The sequence below is a fragment of the Kocuria sabuli genome (assembly GCF_040981185.1).
In the GTDB taxonomy this organism is placed as follows: domain Bacteria; phylum Actinomycetota; class Actinomycetes; order Actinomycetales; family Micrococcaceae; genus Kocuria; species Kocuria sabuli.
The window spans coordinates 47,620-69,493 of record NZ_JAVHZE010000009.1 but is presented as its reverse complement, the minus strand read 5'-3'; the positions used below and the strand labels follow the sequence as shown (position 1 = coordinate 69,493).

Here is a 21,874-nt window from a genome sequence, read left to right as displayed (position 1 = left end):
CGACGGTGACGGCCTACATCAACCTCAACAGGATGAAACCGGCCGTCCTCGCGGAGCTGCGGCGGAGCGTGGGGCGCCGCGCGAGGATCACCGTCCTGGGCGACCGGTGGGTGCTGGGCTCCCGGACGGGGGCCCAGCAGGTCTTCCCCGACGTCGAGACGCTGGCCGACGCCCTGGTCGAGAAGCACCTCGTCGACCGGCGTGCCCTGCCGGACGACGGCGGCGCGGAGTTCGAGCGGCTCCTCGAGGACGGATCCCACCACGGCTCCCCGCCCATGGACGCAGGGCGGCTCGTGTCGGCGCTGCTCCTCAGCGCCGACACCGTCTGAGCGCGTCCGGGCCCTCCACGATGGTGGGGCGGCGTCCCGGGAGACACCGCCCCACCGCCGTCGCGCTCCGGGGAACCCAGGGGCCGGGTCGTCAGCGCGTCGTCAGCGCACGGGCCGGGACCCGGAGACGGTCACAGCCCCCAGATCTGCTCGAGCCGCTCCGCCCGTTCCCGCCGCGCCTCCAGCGCCTCGTCCAGGCTCACCGCCCGGAACCGGGTCGCCGTCCCCGGGGTGGCCCGGGCCAGCAGGTCCATGTCCGCGGAGATCACGGTGCCCACCATGGCGTAGCCGCCGCCGGAGACCGCGTCCCGGTGCAGCACGATCGGCTGGGTGCCGCCGGGGATCTGGATCGAGCCCACGGCGTAGCCGGCGTCCACGATGTTGGACGGGTCCGAGCCCGCCCCGAAGGGCTGCTCCCGCTCGACCCACTCCACCCCGGGGCCCTCGAAGCGCAGCCCCATCCGGTCGGCCACGGGGGTGAGCCTCCACTGCTCCTCGACCAGCCGGCGCCGGCCCTCGTCGGTGAGCAGGTGGTCGTAGAGCCCCCACACGATCCGCAGCTCCAGCGGGCCGCCGAGCGCGGGCCGGTGCGAGGCGGGGATCTCCTCGATCGACGGCAGGAGCCCGGTCGGCTCGCCCACGGGCACCAGGTCCCCGGCCTCCAGCTTCCGGCCGTCCAGCCCGCCCAGCCGCCCGATCGCGTAGGTGGATCGGGAGCCGAGCGCCTCCGGCACGTCGACGCCGCCGCGCACCGCGAGGTAGAACCGGGCGCCGGCGCGGATCACGCCGAACCGCACGGCGTCGCCCTCGGCCAGCTCGATCCGGGTCCACGGGGGCTGCTCCTGCCCGTTGACGACCAGGGGCACGTCGGCGCCGGCCACCGCGATCGTCGTCGGCGCGTCCACCGTGAAGGACGGGCCCGTGTAGGTGCACTCCAGCACGGCCTCGGCCGCGGAGTTGCCCACGAGCTTGTTGGCGGCCTGGGCGGACTCCTGGTCCATGGCCCCGCCCTGCGGGATGCCCACGTCGTAGTAGCCGGGCCGTCCCTGGTCCTGGACGGTGGTCAGCAGTCCGGACTGCTCAATTCTCAGCGCCATCGAGGGCCTCCAGGAGGGTGCGGTTGTAGGTGTCGGGATCGGCGAGCGCGGCCTCGACGTCGAAGGTCACGGCCGCCTGCTTGAACCGCCAGGTGCCGGCCTCGACCTGCTCCTGGATGGCCCGGTACTCGGCCTCGTCGACCGGCCGGAACTTCACGAGGTCCCCGGGCCGGAAGAGGATGAGGAAGTCGCGGAAGTCGGGCAGGTGCTGCTCGGGGTCGTAGATGGGCGCGGCGGCGACGCCGAACATCTGGTAGCCCCCGGCGCCGCGCACGGAGTAGATGCAGGCGAAGCACCCGCCGTGGCCCACGGTCAGCGGGGGAGTGTCCGTGCGGGGGCTGAGGTACTTGGGCACCTGCAGCTGCTGCTCGCGGGGCACGAGCTGGTACAGGAACGGCAGCCCCGCCACGAACCCCACCATGGACACCAGCCACGGGGACCCGTGGTGGCGGCGGATGAACTCGGCTGCGTCCTTCAGACCGTTGGCCCGGGCGGCGTAGTCGAGGTCGGTGCCGGAGGGGTCCTGGTGGTAGCCCTCGCGGAAGCGGGCGACCACCTCGGCGGTGTAGGGGTCCTGGTACCAGACCGGGACCTCGATGATCCGCGTGTCCACCGTGTACTGGGTGGAGGTGCGGGCCTGGCTCTCGAGCTCCTGGGTGCGGCGCTTGAGCTCCCGGGGGCCGAGGACGTCGGGGTCGAAGCGCACGAGCAGGGACGCGTTGGCGGGGCAGACGTCCACGACGCCGTCGAGCCCGAGCGCGGTGAGGCCCTGGGCCACGGCGGTGGCCAGGTAGTTGGCGGTGAGGTTCATGGCCTCGTCGAACTCCACGAACAGGAACTCGTCCCCGCCCCAGGTGTAGCGGGCGGTGGGCAGGTGCAGGGTCTCGGTCACGGTGTGCTCCCCTCACTGGGCGGCTCAGCGGGCCGGTCGCTGAGCAGCTCGGTCTCGATCCAGGTGGTGTGGTGCTCCACGGCCGTGAACACCGGGTCCAGCACGAGCCGCCGCAGCAGCGGCACCGTGGTCCGGATTCCCTCGACGTGCGTGGCCGCGAGGGCCGCGCCCATCCGCTGCACCGCGACCTCGCGGTCCTCGGCGTGCACGATCAGCTTCGCGAGCAGCGAGTCGTAGTACGGGGCCACGGTGTCCCCGGCGCGCACGCCGCTGTCCACGCGGTAGTCCTCGCCCTCCGGCCAGTCCAGCCGGGTGATGGTCCCGGGGCTCGGCAGGAACTTCCGCTCCGGGTCCTCGGCGTTGATCCGGCACTCCACCGAGTGGCCGCCGAAGGCGATGTCCTCCTGCCGCAGCGCCGTCCGCCCGGTCGAGGCGATGCGCAGCTGCTCGGCCACGAGGTCCACGCCGGTGACGAACTCCGTGACCGGGTGCTCCACCTGCAGGCGGGTGTTCATCTCGATGAACGCCGCCTCCTGCCGGGCGGGGTCGTAGAGGTACTCGACCGTCCCCACCCCGGAGTACCGGCAGAGCCGGGCCAGGTTCACGGCGGACTCCCGGATGCGCTCGCGGACGGCGTCCGGCAGGTCCGGGGCCGGGGCCTCCTCGACGATCTTCTGCGAGCGGCGCTGCAGGGAGCAGTCCCGGTCGCCCAGGTGCAGGAACGTCTCGCCGTCCCCGAGCACCTGGACCTCCACGTGCCGGGCCCGCTCGACGAAGCGCTCCAGGTACACGGTGGTGTCCCCGAAGCTCGCCCCCGCCTCGGACCGCGCGGTGTCGACGGTGCGCAGCAGCTCCTCCTCGGCGCGGACCAGGCGGATGCCGCGCCCGCCGCCGCCGGCCGAGGCCTTGATCACCAGCGGATAGCCGACCTCCCGGGCCAGCGCCACGACGGCGTCGCCGTCGCCCTCCAGAGGGCCGCCGGACCCAGCGAGGACGGGCACGCCCGCGGCGACCGCGGCCTCCAGGGCGCGGGTCTTGTGGCCCATGAGGTCGATGACGTCAGGGTCGGGGCCCACCCAGGTCAGCCCCGCCTCCTGGACGCGCCGGGCGAACGCGGCGTTCTCGGAGAGGAAGCCGTAGCCGGGGTGCACCGCGTCGCAGCCGTGCTCGAGGGCCGCGGCCACGAGCGCCTCGGCGTTGAGGTAGGACTTCTGGGCGGGAGCGGGCCCGACGACGGCGACCGCGTCGGCGAGGCCCGCCGCCATCGACTCCTGGTCGGCCTCGCTGACGGCCAGGACCGTGCGCAGGCCCATGTCCTGCGCGGAGCGGAGGACCCGGACCGCGATCTCGCCCCGGTTGGCCACCAGCAGCGTGGAGATCGCCACGGCTCAGCTCTCCGCGACGACGGCGATGACGTCCCCGGGGTGGACCATGTCCCCGTCCTGGAGCCGGAAGCCCTGGAGGGTTCCGGCCGAGTCGGTCTGCACCTCCGAGAACTGCTTCATCACCTCGATGAGGCCGATGACCTGGCCGGCCTCGACCTGGTCGCCGTCCTGCACGAACGGGTCCTTGCCGGGGGAGGGGCGGCGGTAGAAGACGCCGGGGAGCGGTGACTGGATCTCGGCCATGACGGTCCTTTCGGTGGGTGCTGCTGGGTCCTTCGGGTCGTCCTTCGGGGTCACTCGGCGGTGGTCCTGTGGGCGTCGATCGCGTCCTGCACGGCGCGGGCGACCGCGGGCGCCCCGGGGGCGTCCGAGTGCACGCACACGGACTCGAAGCGCATCGGCAGCTCCGTGCCGTCCTCGGCGCGCACGCTGCCCTCGGCCAGGGCCTGCCTCACCCGGTCGGCGGCGGCCTGCGGGTCGGTGGCGTGCGGGCTGCGCCGGATGATCAGCCCGCCCTCGGCGGTGTAGTCGAGATCGACGTACAGCTCGGCCACGAACGGCACGCCGCGCTCGGCGCACACCGCCTCGTGGGCGGTGCCGGCCATCCCGAGCACCGTCACGCCGTAGTCCGCGGCGACCGCGGCCACGGACTCCATGAGCGCCGGGTCCTTGGCGACCATGCCGTAGAGGGAGCCGTGCGGCTTGAGGTGGTGCAGGTCCGCCCCGTGCTGGAGCAGGAAGCCGGTGAGGGCGCCCACCTGGTAGCGGACCAGGGACTCGACCTCCTCCGGGGTGAGCACCATGGCGCGGCGGCCGAAGCCCCACTGGTCCGGCAGCGACGGGTGCGCCCCGATCCGCACGTCGTGGGCCACGGCCGCAGCGACCGTCGCGGACATGATGTCCGGGTCCCCTGCGTGGAAACCGCAGGCGACGTTGGCGAGGTCCACGACCTGCAGCAGCTCCGGGTCGTTGCCGAAGCGGTGCAGGCCGATCCCCTCGCCCAGGTCCGAGTTGACGGTGGGCCGGGTGCTGGTCCGTGGCGTGGCCATGGTCACAGCCTAGGGATGCGAGGCCCTCGGGGGAACGGGCAGGAGCCGCACCGTCCGCGGATCGGACTCCGGCGCCGTCGGCACGGCGGTTCAGTCCGTGCCGAGCAGCTCGCGCAGCCCGGCATCGATGAACTTCTGGGCCTCGGGGCTGAACGGGGCCAGGTGCCCCCAGGTCGACGGGATCGGCCGGGCCTGCGCCTCGGGGATCCGCGAGGCCTCGTACGCACTGTCGACCGGCGGGAAGTAGCTGTCCGTCTCCGAGTTCATGATGAGGGTCCGTGCCGTGATCGAGCCGAGCGCGGCGTCGAAGTCACCGCCGAACTCCGGGTGGTCGCCGAGGTCGTTGTGGTACCAGGTGCGTATCTGGGCCATCAGGTCGTTGGCGTCGCACTTGAGGAAGAAGGGCTCCCAGAAGATCTCGATGAACTCCTCGATGCTCCGCGCGCCGAAGGCCTGGAACTCCTCGTCGCGGTAGAAGGGCTCGGAGAAGCCCCAGCCGGCGTAGATCGAGGCGAAGGTCCGGAGCCCGCGCACGGGGGGCTTGTCGCCGTAGAAGCCGTCGTTCCAGTCCGGGTCCGTGGTCAGCGCCCGCTGCAGCGCGTGCAGGAACACCTTGTTGAAGCGGCCCGTGCGGGCGGACCCGGAGATCGGGGCGATGGCTCCGACCATCTCGGGGTGGAGCGCGGCCCACGCGTAGGACTGGCACGCGCCCATCGACCAGCTGGAGACGAGCCTGATCCTCTCGATGCCGAACACCTCGGTCAGCAGCCGGTGCTGCGCGACGACGTTGTCGTAGGCGGTCGCCCAGGGGAACAGGCTCTTGCCGAAGGGCGCCGGCGTGTTGCTCGGTGAGGAGGAGACGCCGGCCCCGAAGTGGTTCGGGACCACGATGAAGTGGTCGTCGGGAGTGATGGCACGCTCCGGGCCGGTCATCCACATCGCGGTGTCCTGGGGCGTCGCCGTGAACCAGGTGGGGCACACCACGACGTTGTCCTTCGCGGAGTTGAGCTCCCCGAGGGTGAGATAACCGAGTCTCGCGGACGGCAGGACCGCCCCCTTCTGCAGAGGGAAGTCGCCCAACTCGAAGGTTCTGGTGTCCATGCCGCTCTCCTTCACGGGTGTGATGCGGGTCACCTTACACGGTGGCTCCTCCGGTTCCCCCGGTGGGTCCGGGCATCGCGGTGTCCCGCCGCCCGGACCGCCTCCTGCACGTCGCGGTCGTGGCCGGGCGCGCTTTACGAGCGGGAAACAGCTCCGACACCGTCCGGCATTCCGGCGTCTCTAGGTTCGGGGCAAGCACTTCCCCGGGAGAGCCCCGTGTCCCGGCGACGCCGCCCCACCCCGGCGCGTCCGCCGCCACCGGTTCCCCTCTCCCGCCCCGTCCTGCCTCACGTTCTGGCCCACCAAAGCCTGCCGCACCGAAAGAAGTCACCATGCCGGATCAGCCCGTTCCCCCCGCCTCCGAGTCCGCGCCGCCCGGCGTCGCCGTCCTCGACGCCCCTGCTCCCGCCGGCGCGCACGCCCCCGGCGCCCCCGACCGCGACGTCAGCCAGGCCACCAAGGAGTCCCTCGAGGACTACACCCTGCGCTTCGCCCCGCGCTCCTACCGCAAGTGGGGCCCGGGCGTGGTGGCCACCAGCGCCCTGGGCGGCATCGCCTACCTCGCCGACTTCTCCATCGGGGCCAGCATCGGCATGGCCCACGGGACGGCCAACGCGCTGCTGGGCATCGCCGTGGCCGCGGTCGTCATCTTCACCACCGGCCTGCCGCTGGCCTACTACGCGGCCCGGTACAACATCGACCTGGACCTCATCACCCGCGGCTCGGGCTTCGGCTACTACGGGTCCGTGGTCACCAACATCATCTTCGCCACGTTCACCTTCATCTTCTTCGCCCTCGAGGGCTCGATCATGGCCCAGGGCCTCGAGCTGGTGCTGGGCATCCCGCAGGCCCTCGGGTACGCGATCTCCACGCTCGTGGTCATCCCCCTGGTGATCTACGGGATGAACACCCTGGCCAAGCTCCAGGTGTGGACCACCCCGCTGTGGCTGCTGCTCATGGTCTTCCCGCTGGCCTTCCTCGTGGTCACCAACCCGGACTCGGTGGAGAGCTTCTTCGCCTACCAGGGCGAGAGCGGAGACGGCGGGGTCAGCATGTCCGCCGTCATGCTCGCGGCCGGGGTGTGCCTGTCCCTGATGGCGCAGATCGCCGAGCAGATCGACTACCTGCGCTTCATGCCGCCCAAGACCGCCGCCAACCGCCGCGCGTGGTGGACCGCCGTGATCATGGGCGGGCCCGGCTGGGTGGTCTTCGGCGCCCTCAAGCAGGCCACCGGCCTGTTCATCACGGTCTGGCTCCTGGCCAAGCTGGACCCGGCCGCCTCCGCCACCGCCAACGAGCCCGTCCACCAGTTCCTCGGCGTCTACGAGGAGATGATGCCGACCTGGCTGGCGCTCACCCTGGCCCTGATCCTCGTGGTGGTCTCGCAGCTGAAGATCAACGTCACCAACGCCTACTCCGGCTCCCTGGCCTGGACCAACAGCTTCACCCGCATCACCAAGCACTACCCGGGCCGGCTGGTCTTCGTCATGGTCAACCTGACCATCGCCCTCGTGCTGATGGAGGCGAACATGTTCGACTTCCTCAACACCATCCTCGGCTTCTACGCCAACTGCGCGATGGCCTGGGTGGTCACGGTCGCCACCGACATCGCCGTCAACAAGTACCTGCTCAAGCTCTCGCCCAAGGTCCCCGAGTTCCGCCGCGGCATGCTCTACGCCGTCAACCCGGTCGGCTTCGTCTCGATGCTGCTCTCCGCGGGCATCTCGATCGCCGTGTTCTTCGGGGCGTTCGGGGCCGCCGTGCAGCCGTACTCGCCGATGTTCGCGATCGGCCTGGCGCTGGTCTGCCCGCCCCTGCTGGCCGTGGCGACCCGCGGGAAGTACTACCTGCGGCGCACCGACGACGGCATCGACCTGCCGATGTTCGACGCCGACGGCAACCCCTCCGACGCCAAGCTGCCCTGCCACGTCAGCGGCCTGGAGTTCGAGCGCCCGGACATGCTGCTCTCCGCCGAGCCCGGTCCGCACGGGGAGAAGCAGTACATCTCCTCCCTCGCCCTGGCCACGGACAAGACCGGCCGGTACGTGCTGCCCGCCCAGCGCTGACACCCGGTACCGGCTCGCGGCACCGGCTCCCGGTATCGGCCACCGGCACGGGTCCCGTGCCCGGGAGGCCCCGCCCGGCCGGGCGGGGCCTCCGCCGTACCCTGGACCCATGCCCGCACCGGAGCTCCGGCCGACGACGGCGCTGGTGCGCCGGCTCCTGGAGGAGCAGCTGCCCGCACCCCTGCGGGCGCTCGCGACCCAGCCGCTGGCCCCGGCCGCGCAGGGCTGGGACAACGCGATGTTCCGGCTCGGGCCCGCCCACGCGGTGCGCCTGCCCGTCCGGCAGGCCGCCGTGGTCTGCCTGGAGCACGAGCAGCGGTGGACGGCCGTCGTCAGCGCGCCGCTGGCCGCCCTCGGGATCGACGCGCCCGTGCCGGTGTTCCCCGGCCGGCCGGGCTCCGGCTATCCGTGGCCCTGGCTGGTCGCGCGGTGGATCGAGGGCGAGGCCGTCGCGCTGCTGCCCGTGGCCCGCCGCGACCGCCTCGCCGCCGACCTGGCGCGGGCGCTGACCGCCCTGCACCGGCCGGCGCCCGAGGGGGCGCCGCGCAATCCCTATCGAGGCGTTCCCCTCGCCGAGCGGCTCCGCACCGTGCCCGCGCCCTGGCCGGCCACGGCGGCGGTGCTCGGCCGGGGAACGACCCGGCGGCTCCGGGACGTCGTCGAGGACGGGCTGCGCGCCGCGCCCTGGTCCCGGCCGCCGGTCTGGCTGCACGGCGACCCGCACCCCTGGAACCTCGTGCACCGGGCCGGGCGGCTTGCCGGGCTCATCGACTTCGGCGACGTCTGCGCGGGTGATCCGGCCTCGGACCTCGCCGCCGCGTGGCTGGTCCTCGACGGCCCGCAGCGCGCTGTGTTCCGCGCGTCCGTCGACAGCACCGGGCGCTACGACGACGACGTCTGGCGCCGCGCCGCCGCCTGGGCCACCCTGTACGTGACGGCACTGGCGGCGCACTCGACGTCCTCGGGCCCGTTCGGCCCCGTTCTCGAGCACACCGTGGCGCAGCTCGTCCCCCGGGTGCCGTGAGCGTCCCGTGGTGGGTCCGGAACGGAGCACCGATTCCTGGGAGGGCAAGATGACCGGATGGGAGTGGCGTCCCGTCGACCTGCCCGACACCACGCTGGAGGTGGCCGTCCGCGGGTCCGGTGAGCCGGTCGTGGTGATCCAGACCGCGCAGATCGCCGACGAGTTCGTGCCGCTGGCCTCCCGGCCGGAGCTGCACGGGCACCGGGTCGTCCTCTACCACCGCCGCGGCTACGCCGGGAGCAGCCCCGTGCGAGGCCCGGGATCCATCGAGCGCGACGCCCTCGACTGCCGCCGCCTGCTGGACGCCCTCGGGCTGGACCGGGTGCACCTGGTGGGCGGGTCCTACAGCGCCGCGGTGGCGCTGCAGCTGGCGGCGGACGCGCCGGAGCGCGTGCACAGCCTCACGCTGATCGAGCCGCCGCCGACGATCACGGCCGGTGCCGACGCATTCCACGAGGCGGCGCGCCGGTTCGTCGAGATCCACCGCACGCAGGGTCCCGCCGCGGCGCTCGAGGAGTTCGCGACCCGCATCATGGACCCGGACTGGCGGACGCAGCTCGAGCGGCACCTGCCGGGTGGCTCCGTCCAGGTGCAGCGGGACGCCGAGACCCTGTTCGGCACGGACATGCCTGCCCTGGTCGACTGGCGCTTCGGAGCCGAGGACGCCCGCCGGATCCGTGGGCCGGTCCTCTACGTCGGCGGCGCCGCGAGCGGGCCGCTGTTCGCCGCGGTCCGGGAGCAGATCCTCGCCTGGTTCCCGGGAGCGAGCGACGTGGTGGTGACCGACGCGGACCACATGCTGGCGATCACCCACCCCGCGGAGGTGGCGTCCGGCCTGGCGACGTTCCTCCGGGCCCACCCCCTGGAGGCACCCTCCCGACCGTAAGCGGGTCCTCGGCACGTGCCTGTCGCCACGGGGTCGGACCCGTGCTGCCACGTTTCCTGGTCGGGGGATGGGTCCCGCCCGTTCCGGCCGTGGTCGTGCGCCGCCGTGCCGCCCAGTCCTGAACCGGACCGGAACGTCGGGCTGATCGGGTAGTTTGTCGTCCGTGATGAGCTCGTCCAGCGACCGCCGCAGGGGCCTCCTGGCCTCCGCGGCGGTCGCTGTCCTCCTGCTGACGGGCTGCGCCGGCACCGCCCCCGCGCAGCCCGGGACGACGCCGTCGGCGACGGCTTCCGCGACCTCGTCGGCCGCCCCCACCCCCTCGGCCGCCCCGGCCCCCTCGGCGTCGGCGACAGCACCCGTAACCGCCATGCCGACGCCAACCGCGCCGACGCCCACGGCCGGGCCGTCTGCCATGGCGGCCTCCGAGCCCGTGTCGGTCCGCATTCCCGCTCTCGGCACCGACTCCGAGCTCCTCCGGCTCGGACTGCGGGACAACGGCTCCCTCGAGGTCCCTCCCGGGGACCCGGGGGCCCCGGCCGCCTGGTACACCGGCTCGCCCACACCGGGGGAGGTCGGCCCGGCCGTGCTGCTCGGCCACGTGAACGCCACCGACGGCGGCCCGGGCGTCTTCGCCGGCCTGCGGAGCCTCGCCCCCGGGGACAGGATCGAGGTGGCGCGGGAGGACGGGAGCACGGCGGTCTTCGCCGTCGAGCGCGGGGAGCAGTACGCCAAGGACGCGTTCCCCACACTGTCCGTGTACGGCAACACCGAGGGCCCCGAGCTCCGCCTGATCACGTGCGACGGCTACGATGCCGCCACCGGCGAGTTCGACGACAACTACGTGGTCTACGCGAAGCTCGTCGGCTGACGCCCCGGACCGCGCCGGCGGCGACCCGTGCGCCGGCCGAGGGGCCGAGGACGTCGTTCCGACGGAGAGGATCGCAGGGATGCCTGGACCGAGCGCAGGGAGCACCGGGCCCGTGGGCAGGGCCCGCACCCTCGCCGAGGTGTACCGGCACTTCGGCGAGGTCGACGCCGCCGGGGTGTCGCCGCTGTACGAGCGCGTCGCCGTCGCCCTGGGCGAGTCCGCCGAGGCGCTGCATGCCATCGGGGCGGCGCCGGCGCGCAAGCGGCACCCCGCGGTGATCCTCGCCGCGCTGCACGACCTCGCCCTCGCCGGACGCGCCCCGGCGCTGGCCGCGGCCTACGCCGCCGCGGACGGCGAGGCCGCCGCCGGCGCGGCGATCGACACGCTGCTGCGCATGACCGACGCGGTCGTGGCCGTCGCCGCGCGCCGGCGGCTGCGGACCGACGAGACCGGACGCGGCGCCGTGCTGTATCCGGCCATTGCCGAGGCGGCGCACCGGGTGGGCGCGACCGCGGTGGGTCTGGTCGACGTGGGGTGTTCGGCGGGGTTCAACCTCACGGTCGATCGCGTCGGCATCACGTACGGCAGCGGAGCCTCGCTGGGCGACCCGTCATCTCCCGTGCAGCTGTCGTCCTCGACCGTGGGGGACCGGCCCGTCCCGGCGCGGGCGATGCCCGAGGTCGTCGCCCGGGTCGGTGTCGACCGCGATCCGGTCGACGTGACCGACGCGGACGACGCCCGGTGGCTGCGCGCCTGCCTGTGGCCGGACCAGCCGGAGCGGATCGCGAGGCTCGAGGCCGAGATGGCGTTGGCGGCCTCAGCTCCTCCGCTGCTGCTGCAGGGGGACGCCGTCGAGCTGGTGTCCGACGCCGTCGCCCGTGTGCCCGCGGGCGCCCTGCCCGTCGTCACCACGACGTGGGCGCTGTCGCACGTCCCGCCCGAGGGCCGTCTGCGCTTCCTGCAGCGCCTCGGCGAAGCGGCGGCCGGGCGCACGGTGGCGTGGGTGTCGGCGGAGGGGGTCGGGGTCGCGCCGACGATACCGACACTCGGCGATCGCCGTGCCTCCGGCCACAGCATCATCGGCCTGGCGGTGCTCGACCGCTCGACCCTGCGCGCCGAGGCCGTCGGCCGCTGCTGGTCGCGGGGCCGCCTGCTGGCGTGGCTCGCCGACTCCTCGTGACCTCCGAGGTCGATCCGCCGGCGCCTCGTCCTGGAGCCGGTACCTCGTAGGCTGGAGCCGAACCGCCGACAGCCTCGACAGGAGACGCACGATGGATGTGGTCGTCCTGCCCACCGCCGCGGACGTCGCGGCCCACGCGGCCGACGTCGTCGCCGAGCGGATCGCCGCCGAGCCCGCCACCGTGCTCGGCGTGGCCACGGGCTCCTCGCCGGTGGGGATCTACCGCGAGCTGGCCCGCCGCCGGAGGGAGGAGGGGCTGGACCTGTCCCGCCTCGAGTGCTTCGCCCTCGACGAGTACACCGGTCTCGCCCGCGAGGACCCCCACAGCTACGCCGCCTACCTGCAGCGGGAGGTGGCGGATCCCTTCGGTCTGCCGTCCGCCCGGGTCCACGTGCCGGACGGCACCCGGGAGGACCGGGAACGCGCCGCCCAGGAGTACGAGCAGTCGATCGCCGCGGCCGGCGGCATCGACCTGCAGATCCTCGGCATCGGCACCAACGGCCACATCGGCTTCAACGAACCCCTCTCGTCGCTGAGCTCCCGCACCCGGGTCCTGGCGCTGTCCGCCCAGACCCGCTCGGACAACGCGCGCTTCTTCGACGCCCCCGACGACGTGCCCACGCACTGCCTCACCCAGGGCCTCGGCACGATCCTCGAGGCCCGGCAGCTGCTGCTGGTCGCGCAGGGCGAGCGCAAGGCGGAGGCCGTCGCCGCGGCGGTGGAGGGGCCGGTGGCGGCCCGGTGCCCGGCGTCGGTGCTGCAGTTCCACCGCCGCACCACGCTCGTGCTGGACGAGGCCGCCGCGAGCCGGCTCACCCTCGGCGAGTACGAGCGCCCCGGCCGGCGGGCCTGAGCGGTCCCGGGCTCCTGTCCCGCCGACGGGGGATCCCGCCGCCGCGGCGGTGCGGAGGCGTTCGTCATCCAGTCGCCGGGCCGCGTCACACAGCGGCTGGTCAGCGCGCAGATCCGCGATTTCGGGCCGGAACGGCCTCCGCCACGGCACGCCCGGGAAGAGGTCACGATTTGACCCGTGACGTTGCACTTGCCAACTGCCTACGATGCCTTCGCAAACCCTTCTTCTGCGAGATTGTGGGGACTACATGAACAAGAACACAGCTGGTGCGGCCCTGGCGGTGGCGATCGGGTTCTCTGCCCTGGCGGCGGCGCCGGCGGCGGCCGCGCCGGGCGACCCGATGGTCTTCTCCGACTGCGCCACGGCCAACCAGTACGGCGTCCACAACATCCCCGTCGGCTCGGTCAGCTACAGCGCGAGCCTCGTCGACGACGACGGCGACGGGATCGTGTGCGAGAGCGCCGAGTGGACCTACGACCCCACGCGCATCCCCGTGGAGAACGAATCGGGGGGCTACACCCACACCATCATCGACTGGATCCCCGGAGCCGGCCCCGGCCCCGACGCCCAGCCCGGCGTGGTGCCCGGGGTCGACCCGTACACCCAGGTGGGCGAGGTCCCCGTGGGCGGCGCCGACACCGGTGCCGCCGTGGAGGAGGGCTCCGGGACGAGCGGTCTCGTCCTCGGCGGCGGTCTCGCCCTGGCCGCCGCCGCGGTGGCCGTCCGCCGGCGCAGCACCGGCCGGGCGTAGCCCGGGCCCACCCGGCGCACTCGGAACCGATCCCCGTGACGGATCCCACCGCCGACCGCCGCAGGGGCCGCCTGGCCTCTGCGGCGGTCGCCCTCCTGCTGCTGAGCGGCTGCGCGGGCGAGGCCCCCGCGCAGCCCGCGGCGCCGTCGTCGACGGCGTCCGCCACGTCCTCGCCGATCCCCTCGGCGAGCCCGTCCCCCGCTCCCACGACGCCCGCACCCAGCACCGTGGCCGCGCCCGCCCCGGAGCCCGGGCCGGCGGTCCTGGCGGCCTCGTCGCCCGTGTCGATCCGGATCCCGTCGGTGGGTAGCGCGTCCCCGCTGCTGCACCTGGGCCTGCGCCCCGACGGATCGCTGGAGGTGCCGCCGACCCACCCCGGTGCCCCGGCGTCCTGGTACATCGGCTCACCCACCCCGGGGGAGCGCGGCCCGGCGGTGCTGCTGGGCCACGTCAACGCGACCGACGGCGGTCCCGGCGTGTTCGCCGGCCTGCGCAGCCTGGTCCCCGGCGACACCGTCGAGGTGGCGCGGGAGGACGGCAGCACGGCCGTCTTCGCGGTGCAGCGCGGGGAGCAGTACGCCAAGGACGCGTTCCCCACCCAGACCGTCTACGGCGACACCGCGGGGGCGGAGCTGCGCCTGATCACCTGCGACGGCTACGATCCCGCCACCGGGCTGTTCGACGACAACTACGTGGTCTACGCGCAGCTCGCCGGCTGAGCGGCCGTGCCCCGCGCGGGGGAGGGCCGGGGTGAAAGAGGGGACACGCCTCGTCCGCTCGATGGAGGTGCTTCCGCTAATTTCCCGGGAGGATGGAGGAGCGAGCTCTGCCCGTCCCACCGAAGGAGATCCCCATGAGCGACCCGCATCCCGACCGGCCCGGCAACCCCGCCGGCCCGCCCCGCTACAGCGCGGACAGCGGCGACCAGTACGGCGCCGCCCGGCCCACCGGGGCCGCCCCGCCGGAGGTGGGCCGGCTCCTGACCCTGACCCTCGCCTCGGCGGGGGTCTACTTCCTGAACCAGATCGCCGGGCTCTTCACCGACCAGAGCCAGAGGTACGCGGATCTGGGCCTGTCCGCCGACCAGATCGCCCAGGCCGAGAGCGGCGCGACGGTCACCACGATCGTGACCGTCGTCGTGGCCCTGGCGATCTACGCCCTGATCTACGTGTTCCTGAAGAAGGGCAAGAACTGGGCGCGCGTCCTGGGCATCGTCCTGTCGATCCTGAGCATCGTCGGGGCCGGCCTCGGCCTCATCGGCACCCTGGCCTTCGGAGGCGTGGGGATCGTCCTGCTGGTGCTCGGGCTGCTGCTGATCGTGGTCAACGTCCTGTGGCTCGTGACCGCGTTCAAGGCCCCGGTCAAGCAGTGGTTCTCCCAGCTGCACCTGGCCTGAGCCGCACCACCGGCGCCCGGCCGGAACGCCGCCCCGGCCGGGGCGGCGTTCCGCAGTCCAGGCGACTCCGGCCGAACGCCGGGGTCCCCCGGGATGTGCGGGGACCCGGGCGCTCAGGCGGGCGGTTCGATGACGCGGTCGCGGCCCACCTGCAGCGCGGAGACGCACAGCACCACCATGAGACCCGCCATGAGGAGCAGGGGCGGTTCCCAGCGGCCTCCGGCGTCGTAGAGGGCGCCGAAGACGGCGGGGGCGACCGCTGCCATCCCGTAGCCCACGGACTGGGCCATCCCGGACAGCGCCGCGGCCTGCTGGGGGCTGCTCGAGCGCAGGCTGAACAGGGACAGGGCGACGACGATGAGGCTGCCGCAGCCGGCGGCCCCGAGTACCACCCACAGCAGGACCAGCGACGGCGCGGCGGCCAGGCCCGCGTAGGCGGCCAGCGCCAGCGCGGCCCCGGTGAACGCCACGGCGCGCTGGTCGCCGAACCGGGTCATCAGCATCCCGGAGCCCAGGCTGGCGGCCGTCCCCACCAGCAGGAACAGGCCCATGTGCGCGCCCGCGGCGGTCGCCGAGACGCCGTGGCTGCGCTCGATGCTCGGCAGCCACGCCATGAGGACGTAGAACGCCACCGACTGCAGGCCCATGAACAGGGTGACCTGCCAGCCCAGTGCGGAGCGCCACGGCGAGCGGAAGCGGTCCGGGCCCTGCTCGTGCGCGCCGGCCGCGGCGGGCCGGCGCCGCAGCCAGGGGAAGAGGACCGCCAGCGCGAGCACGGCGAGCACCGCCCACACCGCCAGGGCCAGGCGCCACCCGGCCGGGCCGGCGTGGGCGATGGGCACCACCGCTGCGGAGCCGGCCGCCGCCACCGCGCTCTGGATCGACGTGTAGAGCCCGGTCACCTGGCTCACCCGCTGCGGGAACTCCCGTTTCACCAGGGAGGGCAGCAGCACGTTGAGGAAGGCGATCCCGATGCCCACCAGGGCGGTGCCGAGCCACACCGCGCCCGGGACCGGCGCGGAGCGGCCCACGATGCCGACGGCGAGCAGCAGCAGGGACAGCCACAGGGCCCGGTCCAGTCCCGTCCGGGCGGCCACCGCGGGGGCCACGGGGGAGAACAGGGCGAACATGGCCAGCGGCAGCCCGGTCAGGAGCCCGGCCTGGCCCGCGGAGATCCCGAGGTCGCGGCTGATCTCCTCGAGCAGCGGGCCCACGGTCACGAAGCCGACCCGCAGGTTCACCCCGATCAGCACCACGCCGAGGAAGCCGAGGCCCAGCCGGGTCCGGCGGCCGGTGGCCGGTGACGCGTCGGAGAGCACGGAACGCCCTTTCAGGAGACGGAACAGGGATCTCCGGACAGGGTACGGGGCGGCGTGCCCACGGCGCGCCGCCCCGTGCCCCGTCCGGTCCGTGCCGGGTCAGCCGAGGAAGAGATTCAGGATGAACAGCAGCGGGATGGACCCCGCCCAGACCGCGGTGGTGATGCCGGACCAGCCGCGCAGCGCGTCCAGGCCCTGCAGGCCCGTGAAGCGGGTGACCACCCAGAAGTAGGAGTCGTTGAAGTAGCTGAAGCACATCGAGCCGGCGGTGCACGCCAGGACGGCGACCACGGGATCGATGCCCAGGCTGCCCACCAGCGGGGCGGTCACGGAGGCCGCGGTGATCATCGCGACCGTGCCGGAGCCCTGGGCGATGCGCACGAGGGTGGCGATGAGGAAGGGGACCAGGAAAGCCGGGAGCGGCGTCGCGGCCACGGCCTCGGCGAGGGCGTCACCCACGCCGGAGGTGCGCAGCACCTGGCCGAACGCACCGCCGGCGCCCGTGATGAGCAGGATCAGTCCGGCCGAGGCCGCGGCCTCGGCGAACCAGCCGTGCGCCTTGTTGCGCGGGCTCCACCGGGGGAGGAGCACGTAGAGGGCCAGGATCATGCCGATGACCAGGGCGACCACCGGGTTGCCGACGAAGGCGAAGGGCACCGCCCAGGCGGAGGGCTCGTACTCGTCCCCGCCGATCACGCCCTGGGCGTTCTGGTCGATGGCGCCGGTGACCGTGTTGGTGATGATCAGCAGCAGGGGGATGAGCAGCGGCAGGGAAGCGGTGAACGCGCCGATCCTGTGCGGCTTCGCGCCCTCCGGCGCCCGGCCGAGATCCACCGACGGGTCGGCGGTGGGGGGCTGCCCCGTCTCGGCGTCGAGGCCGCCCCGGGGGCCGTCGTCGAGGGCCGTGCCCGCGGCGTGGGCGCCGCCGACGCCGGCGGTCGCGACGGTCCCGTAGACGGCCTCGCGCACGTGCTCCTCCACCTTGGGCTCGAGCTTCGGGCCGATCCACCGTGCGTAGGCGACCACGATCGGCAGCAGGACCACGGTGAACACCAGGCCGACGAGGATGACCGCGCCGAGGTCCGCGCCGAGGATGCCGGTCACGGCCAGCGGGCCGGGCGTGGGCGGGACGAGGTGGTGGGTGAGCGTCATGCCGCAGCCCAGGGCCAGGGCCAGCGTCACGTAGCCGGCCCGCTCCACACGGGCGATCGAGCGGGCGAGCGGGTTCATGATCACGTAGCCGGAGTCGCAGAACACGGGGATGGAGACCAGGGCGCCCACGCTGCCCATGGCCCAGGGCTCCCGGCCCTTGCCGAAGGCGCGCAGGAAGGCGTGCGCCAGGGAGTTGGCGGCGCCGGAGACCTCGAGGATCTTGCCGATGCCCACGCCCAGGCCGATGACGATGCCGATCGAGGCGAGGGTGTTGCCGAAGCCGGTGGTGATCGCGTCGACGATCTCGAGCGGGGCCTGGCCGGCGACGGCGCCGGTCAGCAGGGCCGCGATGAGGAGGGCCACGAACGCGTCCAGGCGGGTGCGCAGCACCAGGACGATGATGGTGGCGATGCCCAGCACGAGGGCCAGGAGGAGTTGTAGATCCACGGTGATGCAGCTCCTTGCGGACGGGTGGGACGCCCGGTGCCCGGGCGGCGGTGCCCGGGTCCGGGGAATTGACGGGCTGGGCGTTGCATGTGAGGCTAATCACACATAAGACGTCTGACAAGAGGCAGGAACGCTGTGACCGCTGAAACCGACGTGCTCGCCGGCTACCCCCCGGAGGTCCCCGTGGACCCCCGGGACGTCGCGGCGTCCGTGGCCGCCACGGGCCGCGTCCTGGTGGTGCTCGACGACGACCCCACCGGGACGCAGTCCGTCTCCGACCTGCCGGTGCTCACCCGCTGGGAGCCGGAGGACTTCGCCTGGGCGTTCGGCACCGGCGCCGCCGCCGTGTACGTGCTCACCAACACCCGCAGCCTGGACCCCGACGAGGCCGCCGCCCGCAACCGGGAGGCGGTCGGCAACGCCCTCACGGCGGCGCAGGAGGCCGGGGTGGCGCTGGGCTTCGTGAGCCGCAGCGACTCGACGCTGCGCGGCCACTACCCCCTGGAGCCCGACGTCATCGCCGAGACCCTCGCCGAGCGCACCGGGGAGGACGTCGACGGCGTGGTCATCGTCCCCGCCTTCCCCGAGGCCGGGCGGATCACCGTGGGCGGGGTCCACTACACGCGCGACGGCCACGGCGGGCTGGTCCCCGTGGCCGAGACCGAGTTCGCCCAGGACGCCACGTTCCGCTACCACCACTCCGAGCTCGCCCGCTACGTCGAGGAGAAGTCCGCCGGGCGCTTCCGGGCCGCCGACGTGCTCGTCCTCGACCTGCACGCCGTGCGCGGGGGCGCGGCGGGGATCGCCGACGCCCTCGAGCCCGCCGCGCACTCCACCCCGGTCGTCGTGGACATCGTCACGGAGAACGACCTGCGCGCCCTGGCCCTGGGCCTGGCCGAGGCCGAGCGCCGCGGCAAGAGGCTGCTCTACCGGGTGGGCCCGCCGTTCGGCCGGGCCCGGCTCGGCCAGGACGAGCGCCCGCCCCTCACCGGCGCGGACATCCCGGCCGGCGGGGCCGGCCCCGGTGCGGTCGGCGGACTCGTCGTCGTGGGCTCCCACGTGGGCCTCACCACGCGCCAGCTCGAGAACCTCACCGCCCGGCACCGCCACGCCACCACCGTGGAGCTCTCGGTCGAGGCGGTCCTGGACCCGGACCGCGCCGAGGACCATCTCGCCGGCACCGTCGACGCCGTCGTCGCCGCGCTCGCCGCGGGGGACGTCATCCTGCACACGAGCCGCCTGCTGGTGCGCGCCGAGGACCCGGCGGAGAGCCTGCGGATCGCCCGCACGGTCTCCGCGGCGGTGGTCGCCGTGGTCAACCGGACCCTGAAGACCTCCCCGCCGCGGTTCGTCGTGGCCAAGGGCGGCATCACGTCCTCCGACGTCGCCGCGCACGGCCTCGAGATCCGCCACGCCATGGTCCGCGGGCCCATGCTCCCGGGCATCGTCTCCCTGTGGGAGCCCGTGGACGGCCCGGCCCGCGGCATCCCCTACGTCGTCTTCGCCGGCAACGTGGGCGGGGACGAGTCCCTCGCGGACGTCGTCGCCAAGCTCAGCAGCACCTTCTGACCCCGTCCGGCCCCCATCCGACCCCGTGAGGAACGAGAACCCCGCCATGAACCACTCCACGGTCGCCGTCCTGGGCCTCGGGGCCATGGGCCTGCCCATGGCCGCCCGCCTGGCCGGCGCCTTCGCGGTCAACGGCTACGACATCTCCGAGGAGCGGCTGCGCCTGGCGGAGGACGCCGGCGTGCGCCGCCACGACTCGGCCCGCTCCGCGGCCACCGGCGCGGACGCCGTGCTCCTGGCGGTCCGCAACGCCCCGCAGCTGGACGAGGTGCTCTTCGGCGCCGACGGCGTCGCCGCCGCGCTCGCCCCCGGGGCGGTCGTGATCCTCGGCTCCACCGTGGGCCGGGAGGTGATCCCGCCCGTCGTCGAGCGCCTGGCCGAGCACGGCGTCGCCCTCGTCGACGCGCCGCTGTCCGGCGGACCGGTGCGGGCCGGCGCCGGGGACCTGCTGATCGTGGTCGGCGCGGAGCCCGCCGCGCTCGCCACCGCCCGGCCCGTCCTGGAACGCCTCGCCTCGACCCTCACCGTCGTGGGGGACGCCCCCGGGGACGGGCAGGCCCTGAAGACCGTCAACCAGCTGCTGTGCGGGGTGCACATCGCCGCCGCGGCCGAGGCGCTGGCGCTGGCCGACGCCCTGGGCCTGGACCAGGAGCGGACCCTCGCGGCCCTCGAGGCCGGCGCCGCCGGGTCGTTCATGCTCTCCAACCGCGGCCCGCGGATCCTCGAGGCCTACGCGGAGGACGGGGCGGAGGTGCTGAGCCGGCTCGACATCTTCGTGAAGGACCTCGGGATCGTCGGCTCCGCCGCCCGCGCGGCGGGCCTGGCCGCCCCGGTCGCCGCCGCGGCCGAGCAGCTCTTCCTGCTGGGCCAGGCGCACGGGCTCGGCGCGGCGGACGACTCGGCCGTGATCAGGGTGGTCGCCCCGGAGCGGCGCGCCGATGGCTAGGAAGTCGCTCGTGGAGTCGGTCGCCGAGGAGCTGCTCGAGCGCATCCTGCGCGGCGAGGTGGGCCCGCACGAGGCCCTCCCGCCCGAGGCGCAGATCGCGAGGGAGAACGAGGTCAGCCGGCTCACCGTCCGCGAGGCGCTCAAGGCCCTGCAGGCGCAGAACATCGTCCAGGTCCGGCGCGGGCTCGGCACCTTCGTCAACCCGCCGGACGAGTGGACCGGCCTCGAGGCCATCCTGAAGGCGGCCTCCCGCGGCGTGGCCTCGAACCAGGTGGCCCTGCGGCTGCTGGAGGTCCGGCGCATGGTCGAGACCGGCTCGGCGGAGCTGGCCGCCCAGCACGTCACCGACGAGGACCTCGCCGCGATGGAGACCGCGGTCCGGGAGCTGGAACTGGCCCACGAGGCGCAGGACCTGGACGCGGTGACCGGCGCGGACATGGCCTTCCACGACGCCGTGCTGCGCGCCTCCGGCAACCCGTTCGTCCCCGTCCTGCTGGGCCAGCTCTCCCAGCTGCTCTACACCGAGCGCCGGGCCACCTCCGCCTTCCCGGAGGTCCAGCGCCACGCCATCCGGCACCACCGCCTGGTCCTGGCGGCCATCGCCTCCCGCGACCCCGTGGCCGCCCGCCAGGCCATGCAGGACCACATCGACCAGACCTACGAGGACTACGAGCACTACATCGGCCACCCGGCCGCCGCGGTCCCCGGACCCGACCAGCACCCGTCCCACGACCCCTCGTCCCAGCCCGGGCAGCACAGCACAGGAGATGACTGACATGACCGAGACCACCGCCTTCCCCGCCGAGCGCACCGCCGTGCTCACCGGCGCCGCCTCCGAGCGGGGCATCGGCCGCGCCACCGCGGACCTGCTCGCGAGCCTGGGCTGGAGCGTCGCCATCCTGGACGTCGACGGCGACGCCGCCGCCGAGGCTGCCCGGGACATCGCCGGCCGGCACGGCGTGCAGGCCCTCGGGCTGCGCACCGACGTGTCCGACGAGGCCTCCGTGCACGAGGCCGTCGACCGGGTCGAGGCGGAGCTGCCCCCGATCGTGGCCCTCGTGAACTGCGCCGGGATCAGCTCGCCCACCAGCTTCATGGAGGAGACCCGCGAGACCTGGGACCGGGTCTTCGCGATCAACATGACGGGCACCTTCATGGTGACCCAGCGGGTCCTGACCGGGATGATCGAGCGGAGGCTGGGCCGCGTGGTCAGCATCTCCTCGGTCTCCGCCCAGCGCGGGGGCGGCACCTACTCCAAGTCCGCCTACAGCGCCTCCAAGGCCGCGATCATCGGCTTCACCCGGGCCGTGGCCCGCGAGATGGGCGAGCACGGGATCACCGTGAACTGCATCGCCCCCGGCCCCGTGGACACCGACATCATGGGCGGGACCCTGACCGAGGAGCGGAAGGAGGGCATGGCCGAGGACATCCTCGTGGGCCGCGTGGGCACCGTGCGGGACATGGCCGCGCTGCTCGCCTTCCTCGTCGGGGAGGACGCCGGATATATCACGGCAGCGACATACGACATCAACGGCGGGCTGCAGATCTCCTAGTCGGACCGCAG

Annotated in this window: 22 protein-coding genes; 14 read left to right on the top strand and 8 right to left on the bottom strand. The window is 73.9% G+C overall.

Annotated elements, in window-relative coordinates:
* Nucleotides 1-5: 5 nt before the first annotated feature.
* Nucleotides 6-329 (top strand): hypothetical protein, encoded by a 324-nt coding sequence (locus RE027_RS10540; RefSeq protein WP_368808216.1) that lies wholly within the window; start codon nt 6-8, stop codon nt 327-329.
* 131 nt (nt 330-460) lie between these two features.
* Here the strand turns inward: RE027_RS10540 and RE027_RS10535 are convergent, their stop codons facing one another.
* From RE027_RS10535 to RE027_RS10510, 6 genes are all read right to left on the bottom strand, one after another.
* A complete protein-coding gene (locus tag RE027_RS10535) occupies nt 461-1,426 on the bottom strand; it encodes a 5-oxoprolinase subunit C family protein (RefSeq protein ID WP_368808215.1) in 966 nt (321 codons plus the stop codon).
* Complete coding sequence (locus tag RE027_RS10530; protein WP_368808214.1) at nt 1,410-2,318, bottom strand: 5-oxoprolinase subunit B family protein; 909 nt, start codon at nt 2,316-2,318, stop codon at nt 1,410-1,412. The genes RE027_RS10535 and RE027_RS10530 overlap by 17 nt, the downstream gene beginning before the upstream one ends.
* Nucleotides 2,315-3,703, bottom strand: a complete 1,389-nt coding sequence (locus RE027_RS10525) for an acetyl-CoA carboxylase biotin carboxylase subunit (protein ID WP_368808213.1) — start codon at nt 3,701-3,703, stop codon at nt 2,315-2,317. The genes RE027_RS10530 and RE027_RS10525 overlap by 4 nt, the downstream gene beginning before the upstream one ends.
* Before the next feature lie 3 nt (nt 3,704-3,706).
* Nucleotides 3,707-3,946 (bottom strand): acetyl-CoA carboxylase, encoded by a 240-nt coding sequence (locus tag RE027_RS10520; protein WP_368808212.1) that lies wholly within the window; start codon nt 3,944-3,946, stop codon nt 3,707-3,709.
* A 50-nt stretch (nt 3,947-3,996) separates the two neighbouring features.
* Complete coding sequence (locus RE027_RS10515; RefSeq protein ID WP_368808211.1) at nt 3,997-4,752, bottom strand: 5-oxoprolinase subunit PxpA; 756 nt, start codon at nt 4,750-4,752, stop codon at nt 3,997-3,999.
* Nucleotides 4,753-4,842: 90 nt separating this feature from the next.
* Nucleotides 4,843-5,853: an alpha/beta fold hydrolase gene (locus RE027_RS10510; protein WP_368808209.1), complete on the bottom strand. Its 1,011-nt coding sequence runs from the start codon at nt 5,851-5,853 to the stop codon at nt 4,843-4,845.
* 332 nt (nt 5,854-6,185) lie between these two features.
* Here RE027_RS10510 and RE027_RS10505 point away from each other — a divergent pair, with 332 nt between their 5' ends.
* The 9 genes from RE027_RS10505 to RE027_RS10465 all read left to right on the top strand — a co-directional run bounded on the left by RE027_RS10505 (nt 6,186) and on the right by RE027_RS10465 (nt 14,877).
* Nucleotides 6,186-7,919, top strand: a complete 1,734-nt coding sequence (locus RE027_RS10505; RefSeq protein WP_368808208.1) for a purine-cytosine permease family protein — start codon at nt 6,186-6,188, stop codon at nt 7,917-7,919.
* A gap of 109 nt (nt 7,920-8,028) precedes the next feature.
* Nucleotides 8,029-8,943 carry an aminoglycoside phosphotransferase family protein gene (locus RE027_RS10500; RefSeq protein ID WP_368808207.1) on the top strand — a complete coding sequence of 305 codons (915 nt, stop codon included), beginning with the start codon at nt 8,029-8,031 and terminating at the stop codon, nt 8,941-8,943.
* A gap of 49 nt (nt 8,944-8,992) precedes the next feature.
* Entirely contained in the window at nt 8,993-9,829 is an 837-nt protein-coding gene (locus RE027_RS10495) for an alpha/beta fold hydrolase (protein WP_368808206.1), read from the top strand.
* 367 nt (nt 9,830-10,196) lie between these two features.
* Complete coding sequence (locus RE027_RS10490) at nt 10,197-10,697, top strand: class F sortase (RefSeq protein ID WP_368808205.1); 501 nt, start codon at nt 10,197-10,199, stop codon at nt 10,695-10,697.
* 79 nt (nt 10,698-10,776) lie between these two features.
* Nucleotides 10,777-11,877, top strand: a complete 1,101-nt coding sequence (locus RE027_RS10485; protein ID WP_368808204.1) for a DUF2332 domain-containing protein — start codon at nt 10,777-10,779, stop codon at nt 11,875-11,877.
* 91 nt (nt 11,878-11,968) lie between these two features.
* Complete coding sequence (gene nagB, locus RE027_RS10480) at nt 11,969-12,730, top strand: glucosamine-6-phosphate deaminase (protein ID WP_368808203.1); 762 nt, start codon at nt 11,969-11,971, stop codon at nt 12,728-12,730.
* Between the two features lie 247 nt (nt 12,731-12,977).
* The gene (locus tag RE027_RS10475; RefSeq protein ID WP_368808202.1) at nt 12,978-13,481 is read left to right on the top strand and encodes an excalibur calcium-binding domain-containing protein; all 504 of its coding nucleotides are present in this window, start codon (nt 12,978-12,980) and stop codon (nt 13,479-13,481) included.
* A gap of 35 nt (nt 13,482-13,516) precedes the next feature.
* Nucleotides 13,517-14,200: a class F sortase gene (locus RE027_RS10470; RefSeq protein WP_368808201.1), complete on the top strand. Its 684-nt coding sequence runs from the start codon at nt 13,517-13,519 to the stop codon at nt 14,198-14,200.
* Nucleotides 14,201-14,334: 134 nt separating this feature from the next.
* The gene (locus RE027_RS10465) at nt 14,335-14,877 is read left to right on the top strand and encodes a hypothetical protein (RefSeq protein ID WP_368808200.1); all 543 of its coding nucleotides are present in this window, start codon (nt 14,335-14,337) and stop codon (nt 14,875-14,877) included.
* A gap of 113 nt (nt 14,878-14,990) precedes the next feature.
* Here the strand turns inward: RE027_RS10465 and RE027_RS10460 are convergent, their stop codons facing one another.
* Both RE027_RS10460 and RE027_RS10455 read right to left on the bottom strand, forming a co-directional pair.
* The gene (locus RE027_RS10460; protein ID WP_368808199.1) at nt 14,991-16,196 is read right to left on the bottom strand and encodes an MFS transporter; all 1,206 of its coding nucleotides are present in this window, start codon (nt 16,194-16,196) and stop codon (nt 14,991-14,993) included.
* 99 nt (nt 16,197-16,295) lie between these two features.
* Nucleotides 16,296-17,795: a GntP family permease gene (locus RE027_RS10455; RefSeq protein ID WP_368808198.1), complete on the bottom strand. Its 1,500-nt coding sequence runs from the start codon at nt 17,793-17,795 to the stop codon at nt 16,296-16,298.
* A 135-nt stretch (nt 17,796-17,930) separates the two neighbouring features.
* On the opposite strand from RE027_RS10455, the gene RE027_RS10450 reads away from it, so the two are divergent.
* Genes RE027_RS10450 through RE027_RS10435 form a run of 4 tightly spaced genes read left to right on the top strand, consistent with a single transcriptional unit; the run spans nt 17,931 to nt 21,863 of the window.
* A complete protein-coding gene (locus RE027_RS10450) occupies nt 17,931-19,364 on the top strand; it encodes a four-carbon acid sugar kinase family protein (protein WP_368808197.1) in 1,434 nt (477 codons plus the stop codon).
* A gap of 46 nt (nt 19,365-19,410) precedes the next feature.
* A complete protein-coding gene (locus RE027_RS10445) occupies nt 19,411-20,310 on the top strand; it encodes an NAD(P)-dependent oxidoreductase (RefSeq protein WP_368808196.1) in 900 nt (299 codons plus the stop codon).
* The gene (locus tag RE027_RS10440; RefSeq protein WP_368808195.1) at nt 20,303-21,085 is read left to right on the top strand and encodes a FadR/GntR family transcriptional regulator; all 783 of its coding nucleotides are present in this window, start codon (nt 20,303-20,305) and stop codon (nt 21,083-21,085) included. Before RE027_RS10445 ends, RE027_RS10440 begins: the two co-directional genes overlap by 8 nt.
* Before the next feature lies 1 nt (nt 21,086).
* Entirely contained in the window at nt 21,087-21,863 is a 777-nt protein-coding gene (locus tag RE027_RS10435) for an SDR family NAD(P)-dependent oxidoreductase (protein WP_368808194.1), read from the top strand.
* Nucleotides 21,864-21,874: the final 11 nt, after the last annotated feature.

Coding starts and splice junctions, on each gene's coding strand:
- RE027_RS10440 (WP_368808195.1), top strand. CDS start 20,303: ATGGCTAGGAAGTCGCTCGTGGAGTCGGTCGCCGAGGAGCTGCTCGAG.
- RE027_RS10490 (WP_368808205.1), top strand. CDS start 10,197: ATGCCGACGCCAACCGCGCCGACGCCCACGGCCGGGCCGTCTGCCATG.
- RE027_RS10535 (WP_368808215.1), bottom strand. CDS start 1,426: ATGGCGCTGAGAATTGAGCAGTCCGGACTGCTGACCACCGTCCAGGAC.
- RE027_RS10495 (WP_368808206.1), top strand. CDS start 8,993: ATGACCGGATGGGAGTGGCGTCCCGTCGACCTGCCCGACACCACGCTG.
- RE027_RS10435 (WP_368808194.1), top strand. CDS start 21,087: ATGACCGAGACCACCGCCTTCCCCGCCGAGCGCACCGCCGTGCTCACC.
- RE027_RS10475 (WP_368808202.1), top strand. CDS start 12,978: ATGAACAAGAACACAGCTGGTGCGGCCCTGGCGGTGGCGATCGGGTTC.
- RE027_RS10500 (WP_368808207.1), top strand. CDS start 8,029: ATGCCCGCACCGGAGCTCCGGCCGACGACGGCGCTGGTGCGCCGGCTC.
- RE027_RS10485 (WP_368808204.1), top strand. CDS start 10,777: ATGCCTGGACCGAGCGCAGGGAGCACCGGGCCCGTGGGCAGGGCCCGC.
- RE027_RS10510 (WP_368808209.1), bottom strand. CDS start 5,853: ATGGACACCAGAACCTTCGAGTTGGGCGACTTCCCTCTGCAGAAGGGG.
- nagB (WP_368808203.1), top strand. CDS start 11,969: ATGGATGTGGTCGTCCTGCCCACCGCCGCGGACGTCGCGGCCCACGCG.
- RE027_RS10515 (WP_368808211.1), bottom strand. CDS start 4,752: ATGGCCACGCCACGGACCAGCACCCGGCCCACCGTCAACTCGGACCTG.
- RE027_RS10520 (WP_368808212.1), bottom strand. CDS start 3,946: ATGGCCGAGATCCAGTCACCGCTCCCCGGCGTCTTCTACCGCCGCCCC.
- RE027_RS10445 (WP_368808196.1), top strand. CDS start 19,411: ATGAACCACTCCACGGTCGCCGTCCTGGGCCTCGGGGCCATGGGCCTG.
- RE027_RS10465 (WP_368808200.1), top strand. CDS start 14,335: ATGAGCGACCCGCATCCCGACCGGCCCGGCAACCCCGCCGGCCCGCCC.
- RE027_RS10505 (WP_368808208.1), top strand. CDS start 6,186: ATGCCGGATCAGCCCGTTCCCCCCGCCTCCGAGTCCGCGCCGCCCGGC.